Annotated in this window: 16 protein-coding genes; 15 read left to right on the top strand and 1 reads right to left on the bottom strand. The window is 40.4% G+C overall.

The features are described 5' to 3' along the window. Positions 1-34 precede the first annotated feature (34 nt). Positions 35-1,222 (top strand): acetyl-CoA C-acetyltransferase, encoded by a 1,188-nt coding sequence (locus ACXAEO_RS03920; protein ID WP_474878209.1) that lies wholly within the window; start codon positions 35-37, stop codon positions 1,220-1,222. Between the two features lie 144 nt (positions 1,223-1,366). Next, a complete protein-coding gene (locus tag ACXAEO_RS03925) occupies positions 1,367-1,624 on the top strand; it encodes a YqkE family protein (protein ID WP_474878212.1) in 258 nt (85 codons plus the stop codon). 38 nt (positions 1,625-1,662) lie between these two features. On the opposite strand, the gene ACXAEO_RS03930 is transcribed toward ACXAEO_RS03925, so the two are convergent. Then, complete coding sequence (locus tag ACXAEO_RS03930) at positions 1,663-2,583, bottom strand: aldo/keto reductase (protein ID WP_474878214.1); 921 nt, start codon at positions 2,581-2,583, stop codon at positions 1,663-1,665. A 215-nt stretch (positions 2,584-2,798) separates the two neighbouring features. Here ACXAEO_RS03930 and ACXAEO_RS03935 point away from each other — a divergent pair, with 215 nt between their 5' ends. From ACXAEO_RS03935 to ACXAEO_RS03995, 13 genes are all read left to right on the top strand, one after another. Further along, entirely contained in the window at positions 2,799-3,380 is a 582-nt protein-coding gene (locus ACXAEO_RS03935; protein ID WP_474878217.1) for a TetR/AcrR family transcriptional regulator, read from the top strand. Positions 3,381-3,401: 21 nt separating this feature from the next. Continuing rightward, the gene (locus ACXAEO_RS03940; RefSeq protein ID WP_474878220.1) at positions 3,402-3,743 is read left to right on the top strand and encodes a DMT family transporter; all 342 of its coding nucleotides are present in this window, start codon (positions 3,402-3,404) and stop codon (positions 3,741-3,743) included. After that, positions 3,744-4,058: a DMT family transporter gene (locus tag ACXAEO_RS03945; RefSeq protein WP_474878223.1), complete on the top strand. Its 315-nt coding sequence runs from the start codon at positions 3,744-3,746 to the stop codon at positions 4,056-4,058. Positions 4,059-4,219: 161 nt separating this feature from the next. Continuing rightward, positions 4,220-4,759: a cysteine hydrolase family protein gene (locus ACXAEO_RS03950; RefSeq protein WP_474878226.1), complete on the top strand. Its 540-nt coding sequence runs from the start codon at positions 4,220-4,222 to the stop codon at positions 4,757-4,759. Positions 4,760-4,812: 53 nt separating this feature from the next. Next, the gene (locus ACXAEO_RS03955) at positions 4,813-5,364 is read left to right on the top strand and encodes an NUDIX hydrolase (RefSeq protein ID WP_474878229.1); all 552 of its coding nucleotides are present in this window, start codon (positions 4,813-4,815) and stop codon (positions 5,362-5,364) included. Position 5,365: 1 nt separating this feature from the next. Then, positions 5,366-6,532 (top strand): endonuclease Q family protein, encoded by a 1,167-nt coding sequence (locus ACXAEO_RS03960; RefSeq protein WP_474878231.1) that lies wholly within the window; start codon positions 5,366-5,368, stop codon positions 6,530-6,532. 82 nt (positions 6,533-6,614) lie between these two features. Continuing rightward, positions 6,615-7,253 (top strand): stage II sporulation protein M, encoded by a 639-nt coding sequence (spoIIM, locus tag ACXAEO_RS03965; protein ID WP_474878234.1) that lies wholly within the window; start codon positions 6,615-6,617, stop codon positions 7,251-7,253. 137 nt (positions 7,254-7,390) lie between these two features. Continuing rightward, complete coding sequence (gene fur / locus ACXAEO_RS03970; RefSeq protein ID WP_474878236.1) at positions 7,391-7,849, top strand: ferric iron uptake transcriptional regulator; 459 nt, start codon at positions 7,391-7,393, stop codon at positions 7,847-7,849. A 107-nt stretch (positions 7,850-7,956) separates the two neighbouring features. Beyond that, a complete protein-coding gene (locus tag ACXAEO_RS03975; protein ID WP_474878238.1) occupies positions 7,957-8,187 on the top strand; it encodes a DUF4227 family protein in 231 nt (76 codons plus the stop codon). 6 nt (positions 8,188-8,193) lie between these two features. Beyond that, complete coding sequence (gene xerD, locus ACXAEO_RS03980; protein WP_474878240.1) at positions 8,194-9,087, top strand: site-specific tyrosine recombinase XerD; 894 nt, start codon at positions 8,194-8,196, stop codon at positions 9,085-9,087. 279 nt (positions 9,088-9,366) lie between these two features. Next, positions 9,367-10,551 (top strand): phosphopentomutase, encoded by a 1,185-nt coding sequence (gene deoB / locus ACXAEO_RS03985; protein WP_474878242.1) that lies wholly within the window; start codon positions 9,367-9,369, stop codon positions 10,549-10,551. Positions 10,552-10,567: 16 nt separating this feature from the next. After that, entirely contained in the window at positions 10,568-11,386 is an 819-nt protein-coding gene (locus ACXAEO_RS03990) for a purine-nucleoside phosphorylase (protein WP_474878245.1), read from the top strand. Positions 11,387-11,411: 25 nt separating this feature from the next. Beyond that, entirely contained in the window at positions 11,412-12,716 is a 1,305-nt protein-coding gene (locus ACXAEO_RS03995; RefSeq protein WP_474878247.1) for a pyrimidine-nucleoside phosphorylase, read from the top strand. Positions 12,717-12,800 lie beyond the last annotated feature (84 nt).

Below are 12,800 nucleotides of genomic sequence, written 5' to 3' on the forward strand. Positions count from 1 at the left end.
GTACACGAATCAATTCAGTATGGGAGGCAACGTCATGAGTCAAACAGAAGTTGTAATTGTAAGCGCAGTGAGAACTGCAATTGGCAGTTTCGGGGGGAGCTTGCAAAATGTAGCAGCGACTACATTAGGCGGAGTAGTAATCAAAGAAGCTTTGGAAAAAGCAGGGGTACAAGCGGGTGCTGTAGATGAGGTTATTATGGGGAATGTTCTACAAGCTGGATTAGGACAAAATCCTGCTCGCCAAGCCGCGATTGCAGCAGGCTTACCGCAAGAGGTTCCAGCTTTAACGATAAATAAAGTGTGTGGTTCCGGTTTGAAAGCGGTACACTTGGCTACTCAAGCTATTCTTGCTGGAGATGCGGACATCGTGGTTGCCGGAGGAATGGAAAACATGAGCCAGGCTCCATACTTATTAAATGGTGCGCGCAATGGCTTTAAAATGGGCGATCAAAAAATGGTTGACAGCATGATTAAAGATGGATTATGGTGCGCGTTCAATGATTATCACATGGGCATTACTGCTGAAAACTTATGTGATAAATATGATATTGGCCGAGAAGAACAAGACGAGTTCTCAGCTTTAAGCCAACAAAAGGCAGAAGCGGCTATTCAGTCAGGACGTTTCAAAGATGAGATCGTTCCGGTCGAAGTTCCAGGAAGAAAAGGGCAAGTCACCGTCTTTGACCAAGATGAGTTTCCACGTGCAGGTACGACAGCAGAAGGATTAGGAAAGCTTCGTCCAGCATTTAAGAAAGATGGTTCGGTTACTGCCGGAAATGCGTCAGGCATTAACGATGGCGCAGCAGCGTTTGTCGTGATGAGTGCGAAAAAAGCAGAAGAGCTTGGCGTGAAGCCTTTAGTACGTATTCGTGCGAATGCTAATGCGGGAGTGGATCCGAGCATTATGGGAATCGGTCCTGTGAATGCAGTGAAAAAGGCGCTTGAAAAAGCAGCAGTAAGTTTAGAAGATATCGATTTAGTAGAAGCAAACGAGGCTTTTGCTGCGCAGGCTCTTGCAGTTGATCGCGAGCTTCATTTTAATAAAGAACGATTAAATGTTAACGGTGGAGCCATTGCGCTTGGTCACCCAATCGGTGCAAGTGGAGCGCGTATCCTTGTAACATTAATTCATGAAATGTTAAAGCGCGAGTCATCTTTAGGTCTTGCTACATTATGTATTGGCGGAGGCCAAGGTGTAGCGACGGTTGTAGAGCGCGCGTAATTATAGAATGTCCGCTTGTTTCTCTGTTTGAAGGGAAGCAGGCGGATTTTTTTGAAAAGTGAAGAAAAGACAGGGAGCATCTGCATCTCCCGCTCATGTGAAATTGTGTTATAATACGTCTAAAACGCTAGGCGGAGGGTTACGATGGCTAAAAAAGCAAGACAATCAAAGCAAACGACACCTTCTTATTTGAAGGACGATAAACTAAGTTTGAAAGATCAATTAAATGGTTCGATTTTAGAACAGCTCAAGCAGAAAAAACAAATGTTGGAAACAAAGGAAGAAAAGCAGAAAGAAGAGGAACTGAGAAGACAGCAAGAACTTCGGAAGCAGCAAGAAAAAAACAAAACGTTCGAACAGCTTTTAAATGAGAGTGAATTAAAGTGGAATGATTACAAATAAAACCGAAGGGAATACTCCTTCGGTTTTATTATTTGTAATCAGCGATGGGCGTCATATCGCCCAGTTTTACTTATATGTTGAATTTGTTGCCACTCTGCGTCTGATAGAGAAGGGGCGTTAGCGGCTTTTATATTTTCCTCGAGCTGGCGAATGCTGCTGGCACCTGGTATAACGGCTCCGACCGCAGGAGAGTGCAGGCAATATTGGATGGCTGTTTCATTCAACGTGTGAGTTGGACGAAGCTGCTGTAATTGCGGGATTAAGCTAGAAAGTTCGTCATAGAAATAATCCATGTAGCCTTTCGGAGAAAATTTCGCTTCTAATTTGCGTAAGCCTTCATTTGTGAGCAAGCCTTTTGCGAGTGGGCCTCTTGCGATGACGCTAATGTTATGCTCTGTTAAAAGGTCTATCACTGTTTCTTCTGGACGGCGATCGAGAATACTGTATTGCATCATCACACTCACCATGGAGGATTTTTGAACATACTCCCGGATGACGTTTGGGCGAATAGACGAAATGCCGTAATGACGGATGATGCCTTCTGTTTTTAAGTCTTCAAACGCTTCAATCGTTTCATCTATGTGGTCTTCTATTGTTCCACCATGCAATTGATAGAGGTCAATATAATCTGTTTGCAGGCGGCGTAAGCTCGCTTTCACTTGTTCTTTTATGTATTGTTTCGAAGGGTCCCAGCTCCATCCTTCTTTTCCTTCTTCCCATCGATTTCCTACTTTTGTTGCTAACACAATGTCATGCCGTCGTTTTTTGACGGCTTTCCCAACAATTTCTTCATTTAAACCGAAATCGTACAAATCAGCGGTATCCAAATAGTTGACACCGGCATCGAGTGCTCGGTCGATAATGGCTTCTGCTTTTTCGAAATCTGTGCCGAGGGACATGCATCCAAGCCCAAGTACACTTACATGTAAATCAGATGTTCCTAAACGATTTTTCCTCATGATTGTTATACCCCCAATTTAATTCATTCGCACTTTCTGTCTATTGTAGCCTGAACAGAAGCTTTAACTCAAATGACATGCTACTAGTCTCTACCATTTTTTGTATACCTAATTCTTTTCAATGATGCTGTAAATAATTTAGTAATGCTAAAATGATTGACCTGCAAGGGAATAAATGTTAATTTTAACTTACGACCGTTCGGAAGGATGATAACATGACGTCAGAACAAATTAAGGAAGTATCGATAAAATATTTTGCACAACATGGATATGAAGGGGCATCAATGGCTCAAATTGCTGAAAATGTAGGGATTAAGAAACAATCCATTTATACTCATTTCAAAGGAAAAGATGAACTTTTTCTGCAAATATGCAAGGATGCGTGTGAGCATGAGCTGCAATTTGTCAATCAGTTTATTGAAAAGAACATCGACCAACCTATAAAAGAGTTTTTATTTGATTTTCTTTTGCAAGGTATAGATCGCTATGAGACGGACGATTCAACTAAATTTTGGATTCGTACCGCTTTCTTTCCGCCAAGTCATCTGCATGATCAAGTAATGAAATATGTTTATGAATACTTGGATGGAATAGAAGCGCTTTTTCTTCCAATTATAGAAAAAGCAATGAACAAAGGAGAAATCAATTCAACAATTGGTGAACAACGGGCGACTGCTGCCTTTTTAGGGGTATTGGATGGCATCTTCGTTGAAATGTTATATGGAGGTCCAGAACGTTTGCAGAAAAGATTGGATGCCTCTTGGTATATGTACTGGCGTGGACTTTCACATGATTAACCGTTATAGGAGGGGATTTAAATGAACCGAAATTGGACATTGGTTTTTATTGCCGGCATTCTTGAGATTTTGTGGGCAATGGGCTTGAAGTATTCCACTAATGTCATATCGTGGGCTGGAACTCTTCTTCTTATTTGCGTATCTTTTATCGTGTTAATTAAGGCAACTGAGAAAGTACCTGTGGCTACCGCCTATGCTGTTTTTACAGGGATTGGAACGGCAGGAACCGTTTTAGTTGAAATGGTGGTTTTCGGTGAACCTTTCAGTTGGATAAAAATATTGTTTATTCTTCTGCTTCTTTCTGGTGTGATAGGTTTGAAACTTGTAACAACGGAATCAGGTGAGAAAGAAGGTATGGTGTAAATGGCTTGGATGTACCTTATTTTAGCGGGTGTTTTTGAAGTGGTAGGTGTTACTGGTATAAACAAAGTGGCAAAAGATAAAAATGTGCAGTCGTATATGATACTGTTTATTGGTTTTCTATTAAGCTTTAGTTTTCTTAGTTTGGCAATGAAAACTCTCCCAATGGGAATTTCCTACGCTGTATGGACAGGAATTGGAACAGTGGGAGGCGTAATTGTAGGGATGTTGTTTTATGGAGAACAAAAAGATTGGAAACGAATTTTATTCATCGCCCTCATTTTAATTGCCGTCATTGGATTGAAATGGATAGCATAAATCATTCCTTAATGAGCCCGTTTTCTTGAGTTGAAAGAAGACGGGCTATTGTTTATGGAAGGGGAAGTTTTTGGAAAGAGAAGCGGCAAATATGATAAACTAGTCATACCGAAAGGGCAGATGGCCAAGTGTAGCTAAATCATAAGAAAAGGGGTATGGTAATGGGAAGAGAAGCATTGTTAATTATTGATATGAGCAATGATTTTGTGGATGATAATGGAAACTTGACGGTGGGGCAGAGTGCTCAAGCTATTGTGCCAGCTATTATCGAGTTTGCAGATGAATGCTTAGCCCAAAATAAAGTAGTCGCTGTGTGCATGGATGGACATGAAGAAAACGATCCTCATTTTGAGTTGTGGCCTGCCCATAATGTGAAAGGCACATGGGGACAGGAATTATACGGGGAACTCCAAACATGGTATGAGCAAAACAAGGATAATCCAAATGTAGTGTATATTGAAAAGCCTGAGTATGACGCTTTTTTTCGAACCAATCTGGATGAAGAGCTGAAAAAACGGGATGTAACTACAGTTCATTTAGCAGGAGTATGTACAGATATTTGTAATTTTTTAACAGCCTATGGTGCGTATGCAAGAGGATACAAGACGGTTGCTCATCGCAATAAGATGGCGACGTTTACAGAGCTACATGATACATTTGTTCAACATATGAAAACGGTCTTTCAAACGACTATTGTGTAAGGTGACCATCATCTTCACAACAAGAAAAGGAAAACTGAAAACGAGGTGCCAAGATGGAGCATTTAAAAGAACAAACGTTAAAATCTGAAAAGCTGTTTAGCGGCAGGGTGATTGATTTATATCATGAAGAAGTGCTGTTGCCGAATGGGAAAAAAAGCACACGTGAAATTGTTAAGCATCCAGGTGCTGTAGCCATTATCGCTTTAAAAGAGGACCATAAAATTGTGATGGTGCGACAATACCGGAAAGCGATGGACCGTGTATTGCTGGAAATTCCGGCAGGGAAATTGGAAAAAGGTGAAAAGCCAGAGGTGACGGCGAAACGGGAGCTTGAAGAAGAAACTGGCTATACATGTGATTCATTAGATCATCTTATTTCGTTTTATACCTCTCCTGGCTTTGCGGATGAACTTGTGCATGTGTATGTGGCAGGGAGTTTAGAGAAAATGGAAGTAAAAGCTGAATTGGATGAAGATGAATTTGTCGATGTAGTAGAAGTGACATTGGAAGAAGCTCTTTCTTTCATTCAAAATCAACAAATTTACGATGCCAAAACGGCCTATGCCATCCAATATTTGCAGCTTAAAAGCGCTTTAGGGGAGTAATATGCAGCATTATTATGTGGATTTGCATATTCACGTAGGAAGAACGGCAAGTGGAAAACCTGTTAAAATTACGGCTTCACCATCTCTTACGGTTCCCACTATCCTTCAGGAAGCCGTTGTGCGTAAGGGACTGGACATGATTGGTATTATTGATGCACATGTGCCAGAAATTTTATCGTCCTTTGAAGCATCCATTCGAGCTGGTGAGATGAGCGAACGAGATGGAGGAGGCATTCAGTACGGAGAGTTAACAGTGCTTCTTGGAACAGAAGTAGAAATTTACGACCATAATTGCCAAGGTCCAATTCATGTTCTCGTATATTTTGGAACAATCCGTGAGATGCACGAATTTTCATTATGGCTGTCAACAAGGTTAAAAAATATTACGTTAAGCTCTCAGCGTGTATACGAAGATGCGGTGATGTTGCAAGAAAAAGTAAGGGAACTAAACGGTCTTTTTATTGTGGCCCACGCGTTTACGCCATTTAAAAGTCTGTACGGAAAAGGTGTAAGGCGTTCTTTAGCTGAGGTGTTCAATCCGTATTTAATAGATGGAATAGAACTTGGGCTTAGTGCTAATACGGTGATGGCCCATCAAATAGCTGAGCTTCAAGTTTATCCTTTTTTAACGAATTCAGATGCGCACTCTGCTGGCAAAATTGCGAGAGAATATCAAAAAATAGCGATGACATCACCGAGTTTTACTGAGTTGAAAAAGGCGTTAAAGGGCGAAAAAAACCGAGCAATTATAGCCAATTACGGACTGAATCCATTTTTGGGGAAGTATTATGAGACGGTGTGCGCAAAATGTACTTATCAACAGCCGAGTTCAGCTAATTGGACTTGTCAGCAGTGCGGACATCATCTTTTTATTAAAGGGGTTTCAGAGCGAATTAAAGAGCTGCCTCATACTCACCATCCAGTCTCACGCCCTCCGTATATCCATCAAGTTCCGTTAGAGTTTCTACCTGGTATTGGGAAGCAAACGCTTCATAAACTCATCCAGTTTGTAGGAACGGAAATGTATATTTTGCATAATGCGTCAGAAGAGGAATTGAGCTCATATGTAAAACCATCCATTGTGGAGCTTATTTTACAAGCTCGTCAAGGAAAGCTAAACATTCAATCAGGCGGCGGAGGAACGTACGGAAAAATAATGACAGACTAACGGTACTTGTTACGGGCATTTTTATGTCATACAATGGCTCCTCTATCATACTATCTAGTAAGGGGATGATAGGAGGAAAACCATGAAAAAGCTGAAACAGTTTTGTCTTTATCATGTGAGAGAAAATAGTTCTATTTATTTGTTTACAACCGTTCTATTTTTAATGGGTGTCATCTTTGGCGCCATTGTCGTAAACAGTCTCAACCTGGAGCAAAAGCAAGACCTTTATTTTTATTTAAACCGTTTTTTTGGACAAGTTGCGGCTGGAGAGTTTGTGACGAACCATGAGATGTTTCAGCAAAGCTTGCTTCATAACCTTAAATATTTAGGCTTTATTTGGATTTTAGGCATTTCCATTATCGGATTGCCTATTATATTAGTTCTTCTGTTTTTAAAGGGAATGATGATTGGGTTTACAGTTGGATTTCTTGTCAATCAAATGCAGTTACAGGGATTTTTACTTTCTTTTGTATCTGTTCTCCCTCAAAATGTATTTTTAATCCCTGCCTTTATTATTTTATCAACCATTTCTATTTCATTTTCCTTAAAAATCATTCGTCAGCAATTTGTGAAGAGAGTGCATGAACCGATTTCTTCTGCTTTTTTACGTTACAGTCTATCAGTCGTATGGATGGCTTTCTTTGTCTTAATGGCTTCTGGGTTTGAAGCGTATATGTCTCCTTATTTAATGAAAGCTATTTTAGGTTTCATTAGTAAATAAATAACATTTTTTATCAAATAGTAATTATTATTTATTGATAAGGAATGTCTTCATTAGATTGTAATGATTTTATTTTGACACTTCTCCTACATTTGCTATAATAAAGTGAGCAAAATGGCGAGGGAGAGGATTGTTTAATGGAAAGTCGAATCGAACGGATCAAGCAGCAGCTGCACTCAGCCAGCTATAAACTAACACCTCAGCGTGAGGCGACTGTTAGGGTGCTCCTTGAACATGAAGAGGATCATTTGAGTGCAGAAGATGTGTATCTCCTCGTCAAGGAAAAGTCTCCCGAGATTGGATTAGCGACTGTTTATCGTACACTTGAATTACTCACAGAATTGAAAATTGTTGATAAAATTAATTTTGGCGACGGGGTTTCCCGTTATGATTTAAGGCAAGAGGGTGCAGCGCACTTTCACCATCACCTTGTATGCATTGAGTGCGGTGCGGTTGATGAAATTCAGGAAGATTTACTAGAAGACGTAGAAGAAGTTGTTGAACGTCGTTGGAATTTTAAAATTAAGGATCATCGTCTCACTTTTCACGGGATTTGCTACCGATGTCAGGAAAAGGCGGAAGATGATACACAATAAAATCGGCCTTTTCCATTAAGGAGAAGGTTTTTGTTTTCAATAAATGTATAAAACTTGTCCTGCTTGGCATATCTTCTAATAGCATATAAATTGGAGGATGTGTGAACATGAAAGGTTTTATTCAATTATTGTATCAAACGTTGAAAGTGTTTGTACTGTTTACAGGGTTCACCTTTCTTTTTTATTACGGGATGATTTGGGTTCAGCAGGAGTATCAGCAATATCAGCGGTACGATGAACCAGAAGGAGCGGCTGTGAAAGTGATGAGTATGCATCCTGTAAACGAGCAGCCAAGCTGGATTCAGCGATTGTTTCTCTTTTATCATAGCGGGGAGTAGAGGTCAGTGGAATTACAAATTAAGGATTTTATGCATTATTTAGTGGTGGAGCGGGGATTGGCTAAAAATACAATAGAGTCATATCAGCGTGATTTAATGAAATACATGCAGTATTTACAGCGTGTGGAGCAACTTTCTTCCTTTAATGATGTAACACGCTTAAATATTTTATCGTTTTTGAAGCATTTAAATGAGCAAAACAAATCATCCAAAACGATTGCCCGTCATCTAGCTTCCATTCGTGCTTTTCATCAATTTTTATTAAGAGAAAAGCAAGCAGATCAAGATCCATCCGTTCATATTGACACGCCGCAGCTTGAACGGAAATTGCCTCATGTACTTAGCGCCGAAGAAGTGGAGGCGCTGTTAAGTGTGCCGAATGTAAGCACTCCTTTTGGTATGAGGGACAAAGCGATGCTGGAGCTGTTATATGCAACAGGAATGCGTGTTTCGGAACTGATGAATTTAAACCTCGATGATGTTCATTTAACAATGGGGTTTATTCGCTGTTTCGGAAAGGGAAGTAAAGAACGAATTGTTCCCATTGGCCGTTTGGCTGCTGAAGCGGTAGACATTTATTTATCTCAAGCTCGGCCGCTGATTGCTAAAAAGCAACAGTCGGAAACAGCGCTTTTTGTCAATCATCATGGGAAAAGATTGACACGGCAAGGATTTTGGAAAATTTTAAAGAGACTAGCATCGGAAGCAAAGATTGAAAAAGAATTAACGCCACATACGTTGAGGCATTCTTTTGCGACACATTTATTGGAAAATGGAGCCGATTTACGTGCGGTACAAGAAATGCTTGGACATGCTGATATTTCGACGACTCAAATATACACACATGTGACAAAGGCGAGATTAAAAGATGTATACAATCAATTCCACCCGAGAGCATAAAAGGGGCGGAAGCGTTTAAAGGTTGTATGCGTTCCAGATGGTTTCTTCCTTGCATGAAAAGGGAGATTAAATAAAGGTTGGTCCGTTTTTAGTTTGTCGAGATGAATTTACCATCTCGACAAACGCTTAAAAAAGTTCTATACTGATGTTGTCAGACTTCTGACCAATCACACACAACAAGAAACCGCTTTCAAATAACAGTTCGATGGTTCCCATGGTTAAATCTATTTAAAAAGGGAACGTTACAAATAGGATAAATACATATTTGGAGGGAATAGGATGTCTTCACATACATACAAACGAGTATTTCTAATCGTTATGGATTCTGTCGGCATTGGGGAAGCGCCCGATGCAGAACAATACAATGATAAAGGGGCCGATACATTAGGGCATATTGCCGAGCATATGAATGGCTTAAAGATGCCGAATATGGCTAAGCTTGGTTTGAGCAACATTCGCGAAATTAAAGGGATTGCAAAAGCAGAGCAACCGCTCGCTTGCTATACGAAAATGCAGGAAGCATCAGCAGGTAAAGATACGATGACAGGTCACTGGGAAATTATGGGTTTGAATATTGAGCAACCATTCCGTGTTTTTCCAGATGGTTTCCCAGATGAATTGATTCAAGAACTGGAAGAGAAAACGGGGCGCAAGATTATTGGCAATAAGCCAGCTTCTGGTACAGAAATTTTAGATGAACTTGGCAAAGAGCATATGGACACTGGAGCGCTTATCGTCTACACTTCCGCCGATTCTGTGTTGCAAATTGCGGCACATGAAGAGCTTGTTCCGATTGATGAGCTTTATAAAATTTGTGAAATTGCCCGCGAGATGACATTAGATGAGAAATATATGGTTGGGCGTGTAATTGCTCGTCCATTTTTAGGTGAACCAGGGAAATTTACGCGAACAGCGAATCGCCATGATTATGCGTTAAAACCATTTGGTCGAACAGTGATGAATGAAATGAAAGATGCAGGTCTGGACGTTATTGCAATCGGGAAAATTTCCGATATATATGATGGTGAAGGAGTCACAAAATCGATCCGAACGAAGTCCAATATGGATGGAATGGACAAAATGGCTGAAACGTTACAGATGGATTTCACAGGGTTGAGCTTTGTTAATCTTGTAGATTTTGATGCGTTGTTTGGTCATCGCCGTGATCCAAAAGGTTATGGTGAGGCGTTGGAAGAATTTGATGCACGTTTACCAGAAGTGATGGATCATCTGAAAGAAGATGACTTATTAATTATTACAGCCGACCATGGAAACGATCCTGTTCACCACGGTACAGACCATACGAGAGAATATGTCCCGTTAATTGTGTACAGTCCTCGTATGAAGGAAGGAAAAGAAATGAAGGTGCGCAGCACATTTGCTGATATTGGAGCAAGTATTGCGGATAATTTCCAAATTAAGATGCCGCAGCACGGCCAAAGCTTTTTAAACGAATTATCATAAACTAGGAGAGTTGAAGATGAAGCGAGAATTGATTGAAACATCAGCACAATATATTAAAAGCCAATTTCCTCATACACCGTCTATCGGTTTAATTTTAGGTTCTGGATTGGGAGTATTGGCAGATGAAATTGAAGATGCTGTTAAAATTCCATATGAACAAATTCCAGAATTCCCTGTTTCAACCGTAGAAGGTCATGCAGGACAACTTGTACTTGGAACGATTCACGGTGTCACAGTAGTAGCTATGCAGGGGCGTTTCCATTATTACGAAGGCTACAGTATGGAGAAAGTAACATTTCCTGTACGTGTGATGAAGGCAATCGGTGTTGAAACATTGATTGTTACCAATGCGGCAGGAGGAGTGAACGAATCATTCCAGCCAGGCGACTTAATGATTATTTCCGATCATATTAACAATATGGGGACTAATCCGTTAATTGGTCCTAACGATTCTAGTCTTGGGGTACGCTTCCCAGACATGTCTGAAGCTTATTGCCAGGAATTGCGCCAATTAGCGAAAAACGTAGCCGCTAACTTGAATATTTCGGTACAAGAAGGGGTGTATGTCGGCAATACAGGGCCATGTTACGAAACACCAGCCGAAGTTCGTTTACTGCGTGTGCTCGGTGGAGATGCAGTGGGTATGTCTACTGTACCGGAAGTAATCGTGGCTCGTCATTCCGGATTAAAAGTATTAGGGATTTCTTGTATTTCCAATATGGCTGCTGGTATTTTAGATCAGCCTTTAAACCATGAAGAAGTAATTGAAACAACAGAAAAGGTCAAAAAACAATTTTTATCGTTAGTTAAAGGAATCATTAAAGAACGTGCCTAAATTCTAAATAGAGAAGGTGTTTCAGATGAGAATGGTTGATTTAATTGAAAAAAAACGCGATGGGAAAGAATTAGAAACGTCAGAAATTCAGTTCATCATCAAGGGATTTACAGATGGATCTATACCTGATTATCAAATGAGTTCTTTTGCAATGGCTGTTTTCTTTCAAGGAATGACAGAAAAAGAACGAGCAGATTTAACGATGGCAATGGTGGAATCAGGAGATCAAATCGATTTATCTGATATTCAAGGAATTAAAGTGGACAAACATAGTACTGGTGGGGTCGGCGATACAACAACGCTTGTTCTAGCTCCATTAGTAGCGGCAGTAGGTGTGCCGGTAGCGAAAATGTCTGGACGGGGATTAGGTCATACAGGCGGCACTATTGATAAATTAGAATCCGTAGCAGGCTTTCATGTAGAAATTGATAAGCAACAATTTATTGATTTAGTTAATAAAAATAAAGTAGCGGTTATTGGACAAAGCGGAAACTTAACGCCAGCAGATAAAAAGCTTTACGCTCTGCGTGATGTGACGGCAACTGTCAACAGCATTCCGCTTATTGCCAGCTCAATCATGAGCAAGAAAATCGCAGCTGGAGCAGATGCAATTGTACTAGATGTTAAGACAGGTGCCGGGGCATTCATGAAAGATTTGGATGATGCAAAAGAATTGGCGCAAGCAATGGTGAACATTGGAAATAATGTTGGACGTGAAACGATGGCAGTTATTTCTGATATGAGTCAGCCATTAGGCTTTGCGATTGGAAATGCACTTGAAATTCAAGAAGCAATTGATACATTAAAAGGGCAAGGACCAAAAGATTTAGAAGAGCTTTGCTTAATTCTCGGAAGCTATATGGTTTATTTAGCGAAGAAAGCAGACAGCTTGGAGGAAGCTCGCCGCAAGCTGGAAGAAGTGATTCAAAACGGCCAAGCTCTTGAAACGTTAAAAGTATTTTTAAGTGCTCAAGGTGGAGACGGAACGGTTGTCGACGACCCTTCTAGGCTACCTCAAGCGAAATATGTGATGGACTTAGAAGCAAAAGAAGACGGCTATGTCGCAGAGATTATTGCTGATTCAATCGGAACGGCGGCGATGCTTCTAGGAGCAGGGCGTGCGACGAAAGAATCAAAAATTGATTTGGCTGTTGGACTTGTGCTGAAGAAGAAAATTGGCGATCAAGTGAAAAAAGGTGAAGCACTTGTGACCATCCACAGTAATCAGGAAAACGTGGAGGAAGTCAAAGCAAAAATTTACGAAAGCATTAAAATATCTACTGAGAAAGTAGAAGCACCACCTCTTGTTTACGATAAAATTTCGAACTAATGAAAAGAGCAGGGAAAAGAATTTATTTTCTTTTCCCTGCTCTTTTTTTGTTGCGGGTATAAGAAAAAAATAATTTGGCAAAAA

Source organism: Bacillus sp. ABA4_010, assembly GCF_056159105.1.